We start from the raw sequence: 17,231 nt of genomic DNA, 5'->3' as shown, positions 1-17,231 counted from the left end.
TTGGCGTGAACAAAGGCCCTGAAAATACAGCAATATGGTTGCCGCACGGGGATGTGAGTGGTATCCCGCGCCCATGACGACCGTCCCCATTTCCAACATCCGCAATTTCTCCATCGTCGCCCATATCGACCATGGAAAATCGACGCTGGCCGACCGCCTGATCCAGATGACCGGCGGCCTTTCCGACCGCGAAATGGCGGGCAAGGAGCAGGTGCTCGATTCCATGGACATCGAGCGCGAGCGCGGCATCACCATCAAGGCGCAGACGGTGCGCCTCGCCTACCGCGCCAAGGACGGCAAGGATTACATCTTCAACCTGATGGACACGCCCGGCCATGTCGACTTCGCCTACGAGGTCTCGCGGTCGCTGGCGGCCTGCGAAGGTTCCCTGCTCGTGGTCGACGCCAGCCAGGGCGTCGAGGCGCAGACGCTCGCCAACGTCTATCAGGCGCTCGACAACAATCACGAGATCGTCCCGGTCCTGAACAAGGTCGACCTGCCCGCGGCCGAGCCCGAGAAGGTCAAGCAGCAGATCGAGGACGTCATCGGCATCGACGCCTCGGATGCGGTGATGATCTCGGCCAAGACCGGCCTCGGCGTGCCCGACGTGCTGGAAGCCATCGTCACCCGCCTGCCGCCGCCGAAGGGCGACCGCGACGCCACGCTGAAGGCGCTGCTGGTCGACAGCTGGTACGACGTCTATCTCGGCGTCGTCGTGCTGGTGCGGATCGTCGACGGCAGCATGAAGAAGGGCCAGCGCGTGCGCATGATGGGCACCGGCGCCGCCTATGACGTCGAGCGCGTCGGCTTCTTCACGCCGAAGATGCAGCAGGTCGAGGAGCTCGGCCCCGGCGAGATCGGCTTCATCACCGCCGCGATCAAGGAAGTCGCCGACACCCGCGTCGGCGACACCATCACCGACGACAGGAAGCCGGTCGCCGAGATGCTGCCGGGCTTCAAGCCGGCGATCCCCGTGGTGTTCTGCGGCCTGTTCCCGGTCGACGCCGACGACTTCGAGACGCTGCGCGCCGCGATGGGCAAGCTGCGCCTCAACGACGCCAGCTTCTCCTTCGAGATGGAGACGTCAGCTGCGCTCGGCTTCGGCTTCCGCTGCGGCTTCCTGGGGCTTCTTCACCTCGAGATCATCCAGGAGCGGCTGTCGCGCGAGTTCGATCTCAATCTGATCGCGACCGCGCCGAGCGTCATCTACAGGATGAAGCTCAACGACGGCTCCGAGATCGAGATCCACAATCCCGTCGACATGCCCGACGTGGTCAAGATCGCCGAGATCGACGAGCCCTGGATCGAGGCGACGATCCTGACGCCCGACGAATATCTCGGCAGCGTCCTGAAGCTGTGCCAGGACCGCCGCGGCGCGCAGAAGGAGCTCACTTACGTCGGCTCCCGCGCCATGGTGAAATACGACCTGCCGCTGAACGAAGTGGTGTTCGACTTCTACGACCGCCTGAAGTCGGTCTCCAAGGGCTACGCCTCGTTCGACTATCACCTCACCGACTACAAGCCGGCCGACCTCGTCAAGATGCAGATCCTGGTCAATGCCGAGCCGGTCGATGCGCTCTCGATGCTGGTCCACCGCACTCGCGCCGAAGGGCGCGGCCGCGCCATGGTCGAGAAGATGAAGGAGCTGATCCCGCCGCACATGTTCCAGATCCCGATCCAGGCGGCGATCGGCGGCAAGGTGATCGCGCGCGAGACGGTGCGCGCGCTGCGCAAGGACGTCACCGCAAAATGCTACGGCGGCGACATCACGCGTAAACGCAAGCTTCTGGAGAAGCAGAAGGAAGGCAAGAAGAAGATGCGGCAGTTCGGCAAGGTCGACATCCCGCAGGAGGCCTTCATCGCCGCGCTGAAGGTGGACAGCTGAGGCGACGCTCGGGACGGGCCGGCGCGGTCGCCGAGGCCGGCAAACAGGCGGCAAACAAAAAAGCGCGAAAACAACCCCATGCACAGTAGCCGCCCCCTTGGCGGCACTGTGCTTTTTTCGATTTTACGAAGTCGGCTTGCTCCGTCGGGCAAAACAGGGGTATGGTGGCATCATCGCAGCAGGCCGGATGAGCCAGCACGATCGTCCATCTGCATTTTTTAAAGTACCGATCATTTCATCCATGAACGGAGCTGTCATGCAGCGACGCGAGCTTCTCGCACTGATCGGTGCCGCGGCGGCCTGGTCACCCCTTGCTCGCGCGCAACAGCCAAAGAAAGTCCCCCATATTGTCTTCTTGACCACCGGCTCGATCGAGCAAACCCGCACTTCGGTGGCTGCCTTTCAGCAAGGACTACGCGAACGCGGTTATATCGACGGCGAGAATATCATCGTAGAGCTTCGAGCAGCCGATTCAAAGGTCGAACAACTCCCGGCGTTGGCGAGTGACCTCGTCCGTCTGAATCCTGCTCTTATAGTTGCAGCGAATTCGCTTGCTGCGCGGGCCGTGCAGCAAGCCACCAAATCGATTCCTGTTGTTGTGCCAGTTATGGGCGACCCAATCGAAGACGGACTCGTTGCCAGCATCGCCCGACCAGGAGGTAACATCACCGGACTGACCTTCATCGGCCCGCAGCTTGTTCCCAAGCGGCTCGCGCAATTGAAGGAAGCTTTGCCCAAGGCATCTCGGATAGCAGCGATTTGGCACCCGGCTGCATACGGCAAGTCTACAATTCAAGGCATGATCAGCGGTGCGGAGTCAGCATCAAAAACCGTAGGCGTTCATTTGCAACTCATTGCTGTCCAAGATCCTGACGGGCTGGGCGAGGCGTTTTCCGCGCATGCGGGCGCGCGCGCCGATGCATTCTTCCTATTTCCCAGCCCGATGTTCTTCATTGCACGCAAGCGCATCGTCGAGCTCGCCGCAGAACATCGGCTGCCGCTTTTTGCCATTGGCAAGGAATTTGTTCAACTCGGTGCGCTACTGTCCTACGGAGCGGATATCATCGACTTGAACCGGCTATGCACTGATTACGTCGATAAGATCCTCAAGGGCGCCAAGCCCGGGGATCTGCCGGTCGAGCAACCGACCAAGTATGAACTGTTCATCAACCTCAAGTCTGCAAAGACACTCGGGATCGAAGTTCCTGCTACAATGCTGGCCCGCGCGGACGGGGTGATAGAATGATCGACTGATGCAAGTCGATGCATGCAAGCCCGCGGACGGCCGGTCTTTTCGTCCCGTTCCCGACGTGTTGACCAAGGCCGCGCGAGGTCGGTTTCGGCAAGCGCGATCGGTTCGTAGGGTGGGCAAAGCGAAGCGTGCCCACCACCTGTCGGGGATCACGAAGAGATGGTGGGCACGGCGCTCCGCGCCTTTGCCCACCCTACGAAAGCCGTGCTCGCGTAGGCTCACCTCACGGCATCCTCTTCTTCGCCTCGACGTAGCGTGCAAAATTGTCGAGGATTGCCTGCCAGCCGCCCTGCTGCTGTTCGACCGAGTGCGTGGTCTCGGCGTCGAAGACGACGCGGACGACAACGCCTTTCGCGCCCGGCACGAACTCGACCTCGGCCTTGCGATCGCCGAACGCGTATTCGATCCGCTGGTGTTCGACGATTTTCGTGTAGGTGCCGGCGAAGTCAAAACCCATGCTGCCGTCCTTGGCTTCCATCCGCGACGAGAAGGCGCCGCCCTCCCGCAGGTCGACCGTCGCCCTGGTCGTATGCCAGTCGTCGGACGCGGTATTCCAGTTCACGATGTCGGCTGGCGTCGTATAGGCGCGCCAAACCTGATCAATCGGGGCGGCTACGCTGGTTTCGACGGTGATCCTCATTGGCATTGCTCCAGTTGCAATTTGACGGCTCGAATTGACGAAATCACATCACGTGTGCCGGGTCATCTCCGGCACGTCCGAGGCGTGTCCACCCAAGGACGATCGAGGGCGGTCCATGCCGACATGGTGCGGCATCAATGCGCAAAAAAGTCAGGAAAGTCGTATTGCCGCGGGCTCGTTCACCTCGTCCGCTTGCGGGAGAGGCATAGGCCGCCTTTGGCGGCTGTCGTCTCAAAGAACGCCGAGGCAAGGCCTCGGCTAAGGCGCAGCGCCGGGTGAGGGCTTTCTCCACTTGGGGATTGTCCCATTGCGGAAACACCCTCTCCCCAACCCTCTCCCGCAAGCGGGAGAGGGAACGCACCTCCGTTATTGGAACGATCAAGCCTCATTTCATCGCGCTCTCGCGATGCTCGCTAACGATGCGACGAAGTTCGGTGGCTTCGGTTACACCTTCGCTCTTCGGCCGACCGCGAACACCTCGCTTGACCACCCTGCGCGCTCTTCAGATCGGCCTTGTCTTCCCTCGAATGGCCATCGCCCGTTTCAGGGCCTGCTCGGCATCGGCGTGGCGACCTTGATTGTTGTAGAGGCTGGCGAGGTTGTCGAGGACGCCAGCAAGATCCGGATGATCAGGGCCGAAGGTTTTCTCGAAAATGGCCACCGACTGCTTGAACAGCCGCTCGGCCTCGGCGTTGCGTCCCTGACGCCCGTAGAGCGCACCGAGATTGTTCAGCGCTTGCGCGATGTCGGGATGATCAGGGCCGTACGCCTTCTCGGTCACGGCCATCGCCCGCTGCAGCAGCCGCTCGGCATCGGCGTAGCGATGCTGCTGGGTGTAGGTATCGGCCAAATTGTTCATCAGCACCGTGGCTTCGGGATCGTCGGGGCCGAGCGCTTTCTGCAGCACGGCGAGGCCCCGCTCGAACAGCGGCTCGGCCTGATCGTAGCGGCCCTGGCTGCTGTAGACGGCGCCGAGATTGCACAGCGGCAACACGATGGACGGATCGTCGGGTTCGAGCACTTTCTCGTCGATGGCGATCGATCGCTTCAGGAGCGGCTCCGCTTCCGCGTAGCGTCTTTCCGCGCGATAGAGATCGCCGAGATTGTTCAGCACCATTGCGACTTCCGCGTGATCCGGACCGAGCGTCTTCTCGCGGATGGCCAGCGCGCGCTTGTACAGCGGCTCGGCAACGGCGTATTCGCCGAGATTGTGATGGATCGTACCGAGGTCGCTCAGCGGCATCGCGACGCGCGCATCGTCAGGGCCGAACTCCCTTTCGTGAAGGGCCAGAGACTTCTGAGCCAACGGCAAGGCTTCCATGTATTTCCCGGCCCGATAAAGCTCCTTCATCTGCCGCGTCAGCGCGTCCGTCTCGTCCTCTTCGGCATGTGATGGCACGCCGAACGGAAGGATCAAGGCAAGCGCCGTGACTGCAACACGGATCGATGCTTTCAGCGCCTTCATCGCGCCTTCCCTCGTCGCATCCTGCGCTGCTCCTCAGATCGGCCTTGTCTTGCCCCGGATGGCCATCGACCGTTTCAGGACCTGCTGGGCATCGGCATAGCGGCCTTGATACTTGTAGAGACCGGCGAGGTTATCCAGAACGCCGGCGAGATCCGGATGGTTGGGGCCGAGGGTTTTCTCGAAGGTGGCCACCGACCGCTTGAACAGCTGCTCGGCCTCCGCGTTACGGCCCTGACGCCCATAGAGTGCAGCCAGATTGTTCTGCGCCTGCGCGATGTCGGGATGATCGGGGCCGAACGCCTTCTCGGTCACCGCCATCGACCGCTTCAGCAGCCGCTCGGCATCGGCATAGCGATGCCGATTGATATAGGCGTCGGCCAAATTGTTCATCAGCACCGTGGCTTCGGGATCGCCGGGGCCGAGCGCCTTCTGCAGCACGGCGAGGCCTCGCTTGAACAGCGGTATGGCCTGATCGTACCGGCCCTGATGGCTGTAGACCGCGCCGAGATTGCTCAACGCCGGCACGATCGACGGATTATCGCGCTTCTCGCCAATGGCGATCGAGCGCTTGAGTAACGGCTCCGCTTCCGCGTAACGCTCTTCCGCGCGATAGAGATCGCCGAGATTGTTCAGCACCATCGCGACTTCGGCGTGATTCGGACCGAGTGTCTTCTCCCGGATGGCCAGCGCGCGCTTGTACAGCGGTTCGGCAACGGCGTATTGGCCGAGATTGTAATGGATCGTGCCGAGGTCGTTCAGCGGCATCGCGACGTGCGCATCATCAGGGCCGAACTCCTTCTCGCGGAGGGCCAGCGACTTCTGGGCCAGAGGCAGCGCTTCCATGTACTTCCCGGCCCGATAAAGCTCCTTCATCTGCCGGGTCAGCGTGCCCGCCTCGTCCTCGTCGGCATAGGATGGCACGCCGAACGACAGGCTCAAGGCAAGCGCCGTGACTGCAACGCAGATCGATCCTTTCAGAGCCTTCATCACGCGTTCCTTGGTCGCGGTTCTCACCGACATACGCGACGTTGGTGCAGCCGGAAGGCGGAATGGTTCAAAGTCCTCGCCTGGGCGCCCCCGGCCAGGGGGCACAAGACAGATCGGGGTGTTCCCTCCGGCCATGTCTCTGATCCAGGCGTGCTGCCGGCGACGCCTCGCTCGGTATCTGGCCCGTGATCCTGGTGGGACGGCTTACGAGCATTTGGAGCATGCTATAGTCTTGCTATCGCACGGCAGCTTCGAGCGAGGTCACATGCGACGGCGCGGATTCATCGGGCTGATGACGGGAGCAATCGGCTGGCCGCTCATCGCACGCGCCCAGCAGTCTTCCGCAACGCCGCGCGTCGTCCAGTTGGGACCGGTCGAAGTTCCCGCGCAGATCGCAGCAACCAAAAGGCTGCTTGCAGAGCTTGGTTACGTCGAGGGGCGGATTCGACTCGAGTTTCGTCACGCAGCCGGAGATGCCGATGCACTACCGGCGCTCGCGCAGGAGATCGTGCGGGAAGGCCGGGTGGACGTGATCATCGCAATCAGCACTCCTGCCGCTCTCGCGGCCTACAAGGCAACGCGAACCATCCCGATCGTGACCCTTGCTGCCGTCGATCCCGTCGCATCCGGACTGGCCGACAGCCTCGCCCGCCCCGGCCGCAACGTGACCGGCATCGCGGTCTTCTCGGAGGAAACCACTGCAAAGCGGATCGAGCTCATGCGGGAGATCCTGCCCCAGGCCGTGCGCCTCGGAACTGTCACGACAAAGGTGTCGAGCGGTGCACAGAGTCTCACGCCTGTTCTGGAGGCCGGCCGCAAGCTCGGCTTTCAGGTTGAAACCATCAACATCGATGATCCCGCAAGCATCGGGACGATGCTGAGCGCGGACAACCTTGCCCAATTTGACGGTCTTGTTTTCGTTCCGGACGTCGTGCTCAGCGGCCACCAGGCCGAAGTCATCAGGCTGGTGAACCTGAGCGGGAAGCCTGCGATCTTTGCTTCACCCGATTGGGTCGCGAACGGCGCCTTCATGTCGTTCGGCCCCGACTTTGCAGACGCAGGGCGCCGCCTGATTGCGCAGGTTGATCGCGTTCTGCGGGGCGCAAAGCCGGGCGACCTGCCTTTCGAACGACCCACCAAGTTCGACCTCAGGATCAATCTCCGCATCGCCAGGGCGCTGGGTCTCGACCTGCCCGCAACCGTCGTCGCCCGCGCCGACGAAGTGATTGAGTAACCGCAAGATTCTACCCGGGCTCAACCGCCCTGCCCCTCGCCCGGTAAGCCATCATCCCTGCTGCGAAGCATCAACAAGACAAAAAGCACGAAGAAACGCATGAAGGTGATGCAGGCGTGCGTCTGCACGCCCGATCCCTGATCGATCATTGCCCGAGCTGTTGGAGCACAGCAGACCACAACGCGAGCGGCTCCCTGAGCGCTCCGGGTTCGTTCGGCTTTTGGCGAACGGCCGTGTGCACCATGACGAGCTTGGAGGCCGGATCGACCAGGATGACCTGACCGCGAATGCCGAGCAGGGCAAATCGGCGCTGCTCGCCGGGGAGGAGCCACACCTGATAGCCATAGCCGAAATAGCGCGTGGCCACGTGCGGGGCGAGATGGCCGTCGGCCGGCCGCACGGTCGTGGCATCCAGCAGCCACTGCCGGGGGATCAGCTGCCGGCCTTCCCAGGCGCCGTCATGGGCGAGCAACCGGGCGAGGCGCGCATAATCGCGCAAGGTTGCGTTGAAGCAGCAAAAGGCGATCTCCTGCCCGCTGCCGTCGATCACCCAGGAGGCGTCCGCCTCGGTGCCGATGCGGTCCCAGATCCGGTCGTGGAGATAATCGGCAACCGGCGTGCCGGTGGCGGCGCGCAGGACCAGGCCGAGGATCTCGGTTTCAACGCTGGCATAGTGGAATTTGGTGCCTGGCGGTGCAGTTCGGGTGTTGAACTGCGCGACGATGGCGGCGGGATCTTTCGGCGGGCCGGCGAACAGGGCCCGCCCAAGCCGGGCGATGTCGTCGTTCCCGTCGTAGACTTCCGAGAATTCGACGCCCGACGACATGTTCAACAAGGCGCGTATGGACGTGTTGCCAAATTCCGTGCCTGCAAGGCCGGGAACGTAGCTCACGACGACGTCATCGATCGACTTGATCCGTCCCTCCGAGACCGCGATCCCGACCAGCATGGCCACCAGCGTCTTCGCCATGGACTGCGAGACAAAGCGGTGGTGGTCGGTCCGCGCATATTGATAGTGCTCGTACAGGATGGTGTCGTCCCTGGCGATCAGGAGTCCCGTCGCCGGGTTGCGCTTGAGGTAGTCCGCGATGCCGAGCTTTTCGGTACCAAAACTGTAGGTGATCGACGGCTCCGGCGCGCGCTTGAATTGCCAGGCCGTCGTCGCGCGAACGACCCGGCGCGAGGGATAGATCTCGCCGAAATGGCTGTAGCTGCCGACGAGCTTGTCGAGCTCCGGGGCGGCTCCCCGCCTGCCGACCGGATAGCCTTCCGCCGCGCCGTAGAGCTCGGCATCGGGGCCGCTCTCCGAAAAGACCGGCCCCGGCTTGGCGGGCGCGCTTCGGACGTCCTGCGCGCAGGCCGGGGCCGTCCAGACGGCGGAGGCGAAAATGACGGACAAGAAAAGCCTGCGGCACCCGCGTGGCCTGCACAGCGCTCCCCGGATCATTGCACTTGCCTCCTCGCACGTTCGTGTGTGTGTGCGCTTATGAGAACAACATCGCAGGCCAGTGACGCGCGGCATGCTATCACTACGAGCAGACGGTGTCAGCCGGCGGTGGCCACCCGCCTTGCTCTCGCCCCGCAGATAAGTCACCATCCCTCCCGCGCACCATCAACAAGAGCAAAAGCGCTGAGGAAACGCATGAGCAAGCCGTCACGCTTCGACTATGGCTGGGTCGTTGTCGCCGCAGGTGCGCTGATGACCTGCATCGGATTTGGCACGATGCTGTCGCTGGCGGTGTTCTTGCAGCCGATCTCCGAGGCGATGGGCTGGTCGCGCGCCGGCGTGTCGGCGGCCGCGACGTTGGATTTCCTCTGCATGGGATTCGCCGCATTCCTATGGGGCACGCTGTCGGACCGGTTCGGCACCCGCATCGTGGTGCTCTCGGGAAGCGTTCTGCTGGGACTAGGTCTCGTCACCGCGAGCCAGGCCGCAAGCCTGTGGCAATTCCAGCTCTGCTTCGGCGTGCTGATCGGGATCGCCGTGGGCAGCTTCTACGCGCCGATGATGGCGCTCGCGAGCGCCTGGATCGAGAAGAACCGCAGCCTCGCCGTGGCGCTGGTGTCCGCCGGCATGGGCGTGTCGCCCGTGACGGTCGCGCCGGCCGCGAGCTGGCTGATCACGGCCTATGATTGGCGCACCGCGATGCTGATGATCGGCTGTGCTGCCTGGGCGCTGTTGATCCCCGCATGCTTCCTGGTGCGTCCGGCGCCGTCAGCCGCGGGCTCCGCAACGACGGACGCGACGCCGGAGGTCGAGATGAACGCGGCGCAGGCACTGCGCACGCCGCAATTCATCGCGCTCGCAGCGGCGCATTTCGCCTGCTGCGCGGCGCATTCCGGCCCGATCTTCCACATGGTGTCCTATGCGATGGTCTGCGGCATCGCTCCACTCACGGCGGTGACGGTCTATAGCGTCGCCGGCGTCTCAGGCCTCGGGGGACGCCTGCTGCTGGGCGCGCTGGCCGATCGCATCGGCGCGAAACCGGTCCTTGTCGGCGGGCTGTTCGTGCAGGCGATGTGCATCGCGACCTATCTGGCGGTGGCGCAGCTCGGCGAGTTCTACGCGTTGTCAGTCGTGTTCGGCCTCGCCTATGGCGGGGTGATGCCGCTCTATGCGGTGCTGGTCCGCGAATTCTTCGGCGCGCGCATCATGGGCACGGTGTTCGGTGCGGTCTCGGCCTTCGCCAGCCTCGGCATGGCGCTCGGACCCTGGGCCGGCGGGATCGTGTTCGACACGTTCCAGCAATACACCTGGCTGCACGCCGGCTCCTTCGCGATCGGGCTTGCGGCGGTCGCAGTCGCACTGAGCTTCCCGACCCGACGGCCATCGCTCGATCTTGGCCGCGCGACGGCGTGACACCGACCTGTGGCGATTGCCGGATACTGCGTATGACGCTCATATCCCTTGAACAGACCGCTGACACTCTTCCCGCGGATTTTCCCGCGCTGGAGGCCGACGCCAAGGCAGTTGGACACGCGCACATGACCCGTCTGGCTGCGGAGTTCGCAACTGATCGAGCCATGTTTCACGCCATATTCACCTGCCACCTCGATGGCAGATTGGCGGGCATCGGAGCGATCACCAACGAGCCTGCACCGGCGCCGGTGCCGATGTGGCGGATGCGGCGTTTTTACGTGCACCGCGACTACAGAAGACGCAACGTCGCCAGGGCCATCGCGAACGCCTTGCTGCAAGACGCTGCAGGGAAGGTCGCAATCATCACCGTCCACGCAGGAAATGCCGGCGCTGTGCGGTTTTGGGAAGCGATGGGATTCACCGCCGTTGACGGCCAACCCTGGTCTCACCAAGCGCATCTGCCGATCCTTGAGCCTGCCGGCGGCCCGTGAGCGGCTCTGCCAAGCCTTGCCTCGACGAGGAAGCACGACGCGCCGGGCTGGAACCGGTGCGCCTCGAACTGACGAGCGCGTCGCCGACCGCAGTTTCCGAAGAGGCCGACGGAGAGAGCGGTGCGTTCCTACATATCGAGGAAGCGAGTGGTCACGCCACCAGCGCGGCGTCCTCTTCACCGTCGATGCCGCGCTGTGCGGCCAGCAGGCTGATGATCTCCGCATTCGGCCGGGCCTTGCTGAACAGGAAACCCTGGCCCTCATGGCAGCCTTCGGCGCGGAGGCAGCTGAGCTCGGCTTCGGTCTCGACGCCCTCGGCGGTAATGGTGACGCCAAGACCTTTGCCGAGGCTGACGATCGAGCGGATGATCGCCTGGGCCTCGCGGTTGGCGGCGAGATCGCGCACGAAGGACTGGTCGATCTTGATCTTGTCGAACGGGAAGCTGCGCAGATAGCTGAGGCTGGAATAGCCGGTGCCGAAATCGTCCATGGAGATGCGCACGCCGAGCGCGCGCAGCGCATGCAGCGTCGCCAGCACCTGCGCGCTCTTCTCAAGGAGCAGCGTCTCGGTGATCTCGAGCTCGAGCCGCCGCGGCGGCAGGCCGGAATGCTTCAGTGCGTCGGTCACCATCGAGAGCAGATTGCCGCTGCGGAACTGGAGCGGCGACAGGTTGACCGCGACGCGGACGTCGTCGGGCCAGGACGCGGCATCGAGGCAGGCCCGGCGCAGCATCAGCCCGCCGAGCGGATTGATCAGGCCGGTGTCCTCGGCAACCGGAATGAACTCGGCCGGTGACACCATGCCGCGCTCGGCATGCGGCCAGCGCACCAGCGCCTCGAAGCCGGTGATGCGGCCGCTCGTCAGGTCGATCAGCGGCTGGTAGTACGGCCGCAGCACGTCGTTCTGGATCGCGTCGCGCAGCTCGACCTCGATCTTGCGGCGGCTCTGCGCCTTCGCATCGAGCGCGGCCTCGAAGAAGGCGAAGCTGCCGCGCGCGTCCAGCTTGGCGCGCGACAGCGCCATGTCGGCGCTCTTGAGCAGCTTTTCGGAATCCTCGCCGTCGCCCGGCGCCATCGCAATGCCGATCGAGGCGCCGATCACCACGGAATGGCCGTCGAGCAGATAGGGATCGGCAATGGCCGCCAGGAGGCGCTTGGCCAGCATCACCGCGTCCTCGGGACGCGCCAGCCCGCTTTGCACGATCGCGAACTCGTCGGAATTGAGCCGCGCCAGCGCGTCCTCTTCCCGCAAGGTGGAGCGCAGCCGCTTGGCGACGCCGCGCAGGAGCTTGTCGCCGACCGCGTGTCCCAGCGTGTCTTTGACCGCCTTGAAATTGTCGAGCCCCAGCATCAGCAGCGCGACCTTCTCGGCGCTGCGCCGCGTGTGCAGCAGCATCTCGTCGACCTGCTGCCGCAGCAGGCTGCGATTGGGCAGGCCGGTCAGCCCGTCGTGCTGGGCCATGAAGGCGAGCCGCGCCTCAGCACGCTTGCGCTCGGTGATGTCCATCAGCGCGAGCAGCACCGCGGGCCGCTCGGCATAGGTCAGCTCGCGGGAATAGATCGCAAGGTCGATCAGCGCGCCGTCGGCCTTGACATGCTTCCAGGTGCGGCCGGCCTGCTCCTCGCCGGTCTCATCGACGGTCCAGGGCGGCTCGCTGTCGAAGGCCTGCAGGGAGCGGATCTTCAATCGCTCGAACTCGGCCCGGCTATAGCCATAATGCGCGACCGCGGCATCGTTGACGCCGAGGATGCGCTCGTCGTCCAGCGCGCAGACGATCATGGGCACGGGATTGCCGTCGAACAGCAGGCGGAACGAGGCCTCGCGCTGCTTGAGCTCGGTGATGTCGACGCGCAGGCCGACGACGCCACCGTCATCGGTCAAGCGCTCGTCGATCAGGATGACGCGGCCGTCGGACAGCTTCTGCTCGTGGCGCGCGCCGGGCTTGTAGAGCTTTTGCAGGCGCTCGGCGATCCAGGCGTCCTCGTTGCCGACGGCCTCGGGATAGTCGCCGCGTGCGACGCCGATGCGCAGCGTGTCCTCGAGGCGCGCGCCTTCCTCGAACAGATCGGCGGTCTTGCTGTAGATCTCCGCGTACTTCTTGTTCCAGAGGACGTAGCGGCCTTCGGCATCGAGAAACACGATGCCTTGCGGCAGGATATCGATGGCCTGGCGCAGGCGCTCATGGGATTTGCGCGCGTCCGCGATCGCGGCTTCCGCCTCGGCACGGCTGCGCAGGACTTCGTCGCGTTCGGAAAGCGCACGCGAGGCACGCGCGAAACGCGACTTGCGCGCCTTCTGGCCGGCACGGGCAAGCACGCTTTGCTTTCGCTTTCTTGCTTTTCGAGACCCCAAACTCAACTTCACTCGTCCCAGTCGCGCCCAGCGGCCGCAAGCTTTGGGGCAAGTGTCTGAAAAAAAAGTAATCTTGCCCGGACGCGGTCCGCACGCGGCGGCGCTTGCTGCCTGTTTGCGCGGCGTGGCGAGCGGCTGCAGGCGCCATCAGACTGAGTGTGGCGTCGCAATCAATGAGCGATCTGGTGCAAAATTGCGCGCGCGCCTGAATCCGTTCCGAAACCGCGCGCGATTGCATGCCAGCCGCAAGTATTCCCCGCTCAACGCACGAATTTTGGTCAATGCAGGATACGGTTATTGCACCGTTAAGAAGCGGCGGGTCGAGACGCGATTCGGGCGAGCTGCGGTGAGCCGGCGGCGGGCTGAGCGCCTCGTTCTTAACCCTGGTGCAGCATTGGGCTATAAGAGCGTCAGCATGAGTCGCCGCGGCATCACCCTCCTCCTGCTTTCGTTCGTCTGCCTGGGCGCCGGTAGCGCGCTGGCCCAGGACAAGGGCAGCATCACCCCGAAGCCGCTGCCGCCGCTCGCCAATCCAAACGACCCCGATCTCGCCGCGAAGGAACTGTTCGCGCGCAAGCTGCTGCCGTCGAAGGGGCCGACCCATGTCATCGGCTCCTACACCAAGGGCTGCATCGGCGGCGCCGAGCAGATGCCGGTCAACGGCGATCATTGGCAGGTGATGCGGCTGTCGCGGAATCGCAGCTACGGTCATCCCGACATGATCGCGCTGATCAGGCGGCTCGCCGCCAAAGCGCACAAGGACGCGGGCTGGCCCGGCATCCTGGTCGGCGACATCGCGCAGCCGCGCGGCGGGCCGGCGCTGTCGGGCCATGCCAGCCACCAGATCGGTCTCGACGCCGACATCTGGCTGACGCCGATGCCGGACCGCCGGCTCTCGCGCGAGGAGCGCGAGGAAATGTCGGCGGTGATGATGGTTCGCGCGGACCGGCTCGACATCGACCCCAAGGTGTTCACACCAGGCCAGGTGCTGGTGCTGCGCGACGCGGCGCGGGAGCCCGGCGTGCAGCGCATCTTCGTCAACGCCGCAATCAAGAAGGCGCTGTGCCGCGAGGCCAAGGGCGATCGCGCCTGGCTGTCGAAGATCCGCCCCTGGTGGGGCCACGACTACCATTTCCACATTCGCATGCGCTGCCCGGCGGGGGCCGGCGAGTGCGAGGGCCAGCCGTCACAGGCCGAGGACGAAGGCTGCAAGCCCGCCGATCTCGCCTACTGGTTCTCCGACGCGGTGCTGCACCCCAAGCCGCCGCCCGAGCCGCCCAAGCCCAAGCCGCCGATGACGCTCGCGCAGATGCCGGCAGCCTGCAAGGCGGTGCTGCATGCAGGCGACGCGAAGCCATAAGGTAAGCTGCCGCGGAATGCACCGCCGTCGTCCCGGGGCGCGAAGCGAGCCCGGGACCCATAACCACAGGGAGTGGTTGTGGCGCGAAGTGGTCACCCCGAGTCCTCGCCCAACGCAATTCTGTGGTTATGGATCCCGGGCTCGCGCTGCGCGCGCCCCGGGATGACGAACTCAGTTGCCTTTGACGTGGGGCCGCGGCCTGCTATGTTTGCACTGCGATATCCCCGCCGGCCGTAAGCCGTCGCAAGGGACCGTGGAACAGCGCTTCCGCCCGTCGCATCTGCCCGACCCAACGCCAGATTTTGCGCGTGCACCTTGCGCGCGCGAGCTCGCACGGAGCGCATCCCATGTTTCGTCTCTCAGGACTTTTCGCCGCCTTCGTCATTCTCGCCGGCGCGGCCCTCGCGCCCGCCGCGGCCGAGGACAAGACCATCACGGTGTTCGCTGCCGCCTCGATGAAGAACGCGCTGGACGAGATCGACGCCGCCTACACCGCCAGGACCGGCGTCAAGTTCAGCGTCAGCTACGCCGCAAGCTCGGTGCTGGCCAAGCAGATCGAGCAGGGCGCGCCGGCCGACGTGTTCGTCTCGGCCGACACCGACTGGATGGACTACGCGATCTCCAAGAAGACCATCAACGAGCCGACACGCGTCAACCTGCTCGGCAACAGCATCGTGCTGATCGCGCCGAAGGATTCCAAGATCGACAGCGTGACGATCGCGCAAGGCTTCGATCTGGCCAAGCTCGCCGGCGACGGCAGGATCGCGACGGGCGACGTCAGGTCGGTACCGGCAGGGAAATATGCCAAGGCGGCGCTGGAAAAGCTCGGGGCCTGGCAGGCCGTAGAGTCGAAATTCGCCATGGCCGAGAGCGTGCGCGCGGCGCTGACGCTGGTCGCCCGCGGCGAGGCCGTGCTCGGCATCGTCTATTCCACCGACGCCAAGGTCGAGCCGGGCGTGAAGATCGTCGGCACCTTCCCGGCGGATTCGCATCCTGCGATCATTTATTCGGTCGCGGCAACCAGCACCGCCAAGCCGGAGACGAACGACTATCTCGCCTTTCTGCGCTCGACGGCGGCCAAGACCATTTTGGAAAAATACGGCTTCAAGTTCCTGATCAGCCCGACGACCTGATTCTTGCAAACCTGATTTCTGCGACCCGATATGACGACTTGATGTTCGAGATCTCTGCCGCCGAATGGACGGCGATCCTGCTTTCGCTCAGGGTCGCCGTCATCGCCACGCTGGTCGCGACGCCGTTCGGCATCGCGCTGGCGTGGCTGCTCGCGCGACGCGATTTCTGGGGCAAGTCGATACTGGACGCCTTGGTGCACCTGCCGCTGGTGCTGCCGCCTGTGGTCACCGGCTATCTGCTGCTGCTCAGCTTCGGCCGCAAAGGTCTCATTGGCGGCTTTCTTGCCGACCATCTCGGCATCGTCTTCGCGTTCCGCTGGACCGGTGCTGCGCTCGCCTGCGGCGTGATGGCGTTTCCGCTTCTCGTCCGCCCGATGCGGCTGTCGATCGAGGCGATCGACCGCCGGCTCGAGCAGGCCGCGGAGACGCTCGGCGCAGCGCCGTGGAAAGTGTTCTTCACGGTGACGTTGCCGCTGGCGCTGCCGGGCGTGCTCGCCGGCATGGTGCTCGGCTTTGCCAAGGCGATCGGCGAGTTCGGCGCCACCATCACCTTCGTCTCCAACATTCCCGGCGAGACCCAGACGATTTCGTCGGCGATCTATTCGCTGATCCAGACGCCGGACGGCGATGCCGCTGCGGGAAGGCTCGTGATCGTCTCGATCGTGCTCGCGATCGGCGCGCTGATCGCGGCCGAGTGGTTCGCCCGCCGCGCCACGCAGCGGCTGCACGGGAATTGACCATGCTGCGCGTCGACGTCGAAAAACAGCTCGGCGAATTCTCGCTTCACGCATCCTTCAGCAGCGAGGGGCGCGTCATCGGGCTGTTCGGCGCTTCGGGTGCCGGCAAGAGCTCGCTGGTCAACATGATCGCCGGGCTGCTGCGGCCCGATCGCGGCACCATCGCGATCGACGGCGAGATCGTCGACGACACCGCGGCGGGCATTCACGTGCCCACTTACCGCCGCCGCATCGGCTACGTGTTCCAGGATGCGCGGCTGTTTCCGCATCTCAGCGTGGCGCAGAACCTCGACTATGGGCGGCGCATGAACGGACTTGCGCCCGATCCGGCGCAGCACAAGCGCATCATCGAGTTGCTCGACATCGGCGCGCTCAGGGATCGCCGTCCCGGGAAGCTGTCCGGCGGCGAGCGCCAGCGCGTCGCGCTCGGCCGCGCGCTGCTGTCGAAGCCCCGCCTCCTGCTGCTCGACGAGCCGCTCGGCGCGCTGGACGAGGGCCGCAAGCTCGAGATTTTGCCGTATCTGGTGCGGCTGCGCGACGAAGCCAATGTGCCGATGGTCTATGTCAGCCACGACGTCGCCGAGCTGCGCCAGCTCGCGACGCAGATCGTGATGCTGAAGCAGGGGCGGGTCACGTCATTGGGCGGGGTGAAGGTGCTGACGTGAGGGCCCGTGGCCCATCCCTTGCGAGCGTAGCGAAGCAATCCAGAGACTATCCGGGGCGGCAGTCTGGATTGCTTCGTCGCAAGAGCTCCTCGCAATGACGAGTGCTTCGCTGGCTTTGTCCTGCCAACCACCAGACTTCGTAGGGTGGGGAAAAGCGCGCTCTTCGCGC

The 17,231-nt window shown here is 64.6% G+C and carries 15 protein-coding genes; 9 read left to right on the top strand and 6 right to left on the bottom strand.

What is annotated here, in order from left to right; genetic code table 11:
* The first annotated feature begins 73 nt into the window (after positions 1 to 73).
* A complete protein-coding gene (gene lepA, locus ACNJYA_RS03750; RefSeq protein WP_439365444.1) occupies positions 74 to 1,885 on the top strand; it encodes a translation elongation factor 4 in 1,812 nt (603 codons plus the stop codon).
* Between the two features lie 187 nt (positions 1,886 to 2,072).
* Complete coding sequence (locus ACNJYA_RS03745) at positions 2,073 to 3,131, top strand: ABC transporter substrate-binding protein (protein ID WP_439365443.1); 1,059 nt, start codon at positions 2,073 to 2,075, stop codon at positions 3,129 to 3,131.
* 229 nt (positions 3,132 to 3,360) lie between these two features.
* Here ACNJYA_RS03745 and ACNJYA_RS03740 read toward each other — a convergent pair whose 3' ends face one another.
* The 3 genes from ACNJYA_RS03740 to ACNJYA_RS03730 form a co-directional block, all read right to left on the bottom strand.
* Entirely contained in the window at positions 3,361 to 3,777 is a 417-nt protein-coding gene (locus ACNJYA_RS03740; protein ID WP_439365442.1) for an SRPBCC family protein, read from the bottom strand.
* A 502-nt stretch (positions 3,778 to 4,279) separates the two neighbouring features.
* Complete coding sequence (locus ACNJYA_RS03735) at positions 4,280 to 5,242, bottom strand: tetratricopeptide repeat protein (protein WP_439365441.1); 963 nt, start codon at positions 5,240 to 5,242, stop codon at positions 4,280 to 4,282.
* A gap of 33 nt (positions 5,243 to 5,275) precedes the next feature.
* Positions 5,276 to 6,229, bottom strand: a complete 954-nt coding sequence (locus tag ACNJYA_RS03730; protein ID WP_439365440.1) for a tetratricopeptide repeat protein — start codon at positions 6,227 to 6,229, stop codon at positions 5,276 to 5,278.
* 265 nt (positions 6,230 to 6,494) lie between these two features.
* Between ACNJYA_RS03730 and ACNJYA_RS03725 the strand changes: the two genes are divergently transcribed.
* Positions 6,495 to 7,463, top strand: a complete 969-nt coding sequence (locus ACNJYA_RS03725; protein WP_439365439.1) for an ABC transporter substrate-binding protein — start codon at positions 6,495 to 6,497, stop codon at positions 7,461 to 7,463.
* A 20-nt stretch (positions 7,464 to 7,483) separates the two neighbouring features.
* Here the strand turns inward: ACNJYA_RS03725 and ACNJYA_RS03720 are convergent, their stop codons facing one another.
* Both ACNJYA_RS03720 and ACNJYA_RS03715 read right to left on the bottom strand, forming a co-directional pair.
* Complete coding sequence (locus ACNJYA_RS03720; protein WP_439365438.1) at positions 7,484 to 7,612, bottom strand: hypothetical protein; 129 nt, start codon at positions 7,610 to 7,612, stop codon at positions 7,484 to 7,486.
* Positions 7,609 to 8,862 carry a serine hydrolase domain-containing protein gene (locus tag ACNJYA_RS03715; RefSeq protein WP_439365437.1) on the bottom strand — a complete coding sequence of 418 codons (1,254 nt, stop codon included), beginning with the start codon at positions 8,860 to 8,862 and terminating at the stop codon, positions 7,609 to 7,611. The genes ACNJYA_RS03720 and ACNJYA_RS03715 overlap by 4 nt, the downstream gene beginning before the upstream one ends.
* 243 nt (positions 8,863 to 9,105) lie before the next feature.
* Here ACNJYA_RS03715 and ACNJYA_RS03710 point away from each other — a divergent pair, with 243 nt between their 5' ends.
* Both ACNJYA_RS03710 and ACNJYA_RS03705 read left to right on the top strand, forming a co-directional pair.
* Positions 9,106 to 10,323 carry an MFS transporter gene (locus tag ACNJYA_RS03710; RefSeq protein WP_439365436.1) on the top strand — a complete coding sequence of 406 codons (1,218 nt, stop codon included), beginning with the start codon at positions 9,106 to 9,108 and terminating at the stop codon, positions 10,321 to 10,323.
* A gap of 32 nt (positions 10,324 to 10,355) precedes the next feature.
* Positions 10,356 to 10,814 carry a GNAT family N-acetyltransferase gene (locus ACNJYA_RS03705; protein WP_439365435.1) on the top strand — a complete coding sequence of 153 codons (459 nt, stop codon included), beginning with the start codon at positions 10,356 to 10,358 and terminating at the stop codon, positions 10,812 to 10,814.
* Between the two features lie 151 nt (positions 10,815 to 10,965).
* Here ACNJYA_RS03705 and ACNJYA_RS03700 read toward each other — a convergent pair whose 3' ends face one another.
* Positions 10,966 to 13,131, bottom strand: a complete 2,166-nt coding sequence (locus tag ACNJYA_RS03700; protein WP_439402064.1) for an EAL domain-containing protein — start codon at positions 13,129 to 13,131, stop codon at positions 10,966 to 10,968.
* A 451-nt stretch (positions 13,132 to 13,582) separates the two neighbouring features.
* Here ACNJYA_RS03700 and mepA point away from each other — a divergent pair, with 451 nt between their 5' ends.
* The 4 genes from mepA (at position 13,583) to modC (ending at position 17,062) form a co-directional block, all read left to right on the top strand.
* Positions 13,583 to 14,527, top strand: a complete 945-nt coding sequence (mepA, locus tag ACNJYA_RS03695; protein ID WP_439365432.1) for a penicillin-insensitive murein endopeptidase — start codon at positions 13,583 to 13,585, stop codon at positions 14,525 to 14,527.
* A gap of 347 nt (positions 14,528 to 14,874) precedes the next feature.
* Positions 14,875 to 15,660, top strand: a complete 786-nt coding sequence (gene modA, locus ACNJYA_RS03690) for a molybdate ABC transporter substrate-binding protein (RefSeq protein WP_439365430.1) — start codon at positions 14,875 to 14,877, stop codon at positions 15,658 to 15,660.
* A 41-nt stretch (positions 15,661 to 15,701) separates the two neighbouring features.
* The gene (modB, locus tag ACNJYA_RS03685; protein ID WP_172786648.1) at positions 15,702 to 16,397 is read left to right on the top strand and encodes a molybdate ABC transporter permease subunit; all 696 of its coding nucleotides are present in this window, start codon (positions 15,702 to 15,704) and stop codon (positions 16,395 to 16,397) included.
* Between the two features lie 2 nt (positions 16,398 to 16,399).
* A complete protein-coding gene (modC, locus tag ACNJYA_RS03680) occupies positions 16,400 to 17,062 on the top strand; it encodes a molybdenum ABC transporter ATP-binding protein (protein ID WP_439365429.1) in 663 nt (220 codons plus the stop codon).
* Positions 17,063 to 17,231: the final 169 nt, after the last annotated feature.

It is taken from the genome of Bradyrhizobium sp. BLXBL-01, assembly GCF_051853025.1.
In the GTDB taxonomy this organism is placed as follows: Bacteria; Pseudomonadota; Alphaproteobacteria; order Rhizobiales; family Xanthobacteraceae; genus Bradyrhizobium.
This window is presented reverse-complemented; position numbering and strand designations above follow the sequence as displayed.

Excerpts from the sequence above, each read along its gene's own strand:
- modB (WP_172786648.1), top strand. The coding sequence starts at position 15,702 with ATGTTCGAGATCTCTGCCGCCGAATGGACGGCGATCCTGCTTTCGCTC.
- mepA (WP_439365432.1), top strand. The coding sequence starts at position 13,583 with ATGAGTCGCCGCGGCATCACCCTCCTCCTGCTTTCGTTCGTCTGCCTG.
- ACNJYA_RS03730 (WP_439365440.1), bottom strand. The coding sequence starts at position 6,229 with ATGAAGGCTCTGAAAGGATCGATCTGCGTTGCAGTCACGGCGCTTGCC.
- lepA (WP_439365444.1), top strand. The coding sequence starts at position 74 with ATGACGACCGTCCCCATTTCCAACATCCGCAATTTCTCCATCGTCGCC.
- ACNJYA_RS03710 (WP_439365436.1), top strand. The coding sequence starts at position 9,106 with ATGAGCAAGCCGTCACGCTTCGACTATGGCTGGGTCGTTGTCGCCGCA.
- modC (WP_439365429.1), top strand. The coding sequence starts at position 16,400 with ATGCTGCGCGTCGACGTCGAAAAACAGCTCGGCGAATTCTCGCTTCAC.
- ACNJYA_RS03720 (WP_439365438.1), bottom strand. The coding sequence starts at position 7,612 with ATGATCGATCAGGGATCGGGCGTGCAGACGCACGCCTGCATCACCTTC.
- ACNJYA_RS03735 (WP_439365441.1), bottom strand. The coding sequence starts at position 5,242 with ATGAAGGCGCTGAAAGCATCGATCCGTGTTGCAGTCACGGCGCTTGCC.
- ACNJYA_RS03745 (WP_439365443.1), top strand. The coding sequence starts at position 2,073 with ATGAGCCAGCACGATCGTCCATCTGCATTTTTTAAAGTACCGATCATT.
- modA (WP_439365430.1), top strand. The coding sequence starts at position 14,875 with ATGTTTCGTCTCTCAGGACTTTTCGCCGCCTTCGTCATTCTCGCCGGC.
- ACNJYA_RS03725 (WP_439365439.1), top strand. The coding sequence starts at position 6,495 with ATGCGACGGCGCGGATTCATCGGGCTGATGACGGGAGCAATCGGCTGG.
- ACNJYA_RS03705 (WP_439365435.1), top strand. The coding sequence starts at position 10,356 with ATGACGCTCATATCCCTTGAACAGACCGCTGACACTCTTCCCGCGGAT.
- ACNJYA_RS03740 (WP_439365442.1), bottom strand. The coding sequence starts at position 3,777 with ATGAGGATCACCGTCGAAACCAGCGTAGCCGCCCCGATTGATCAGGTT.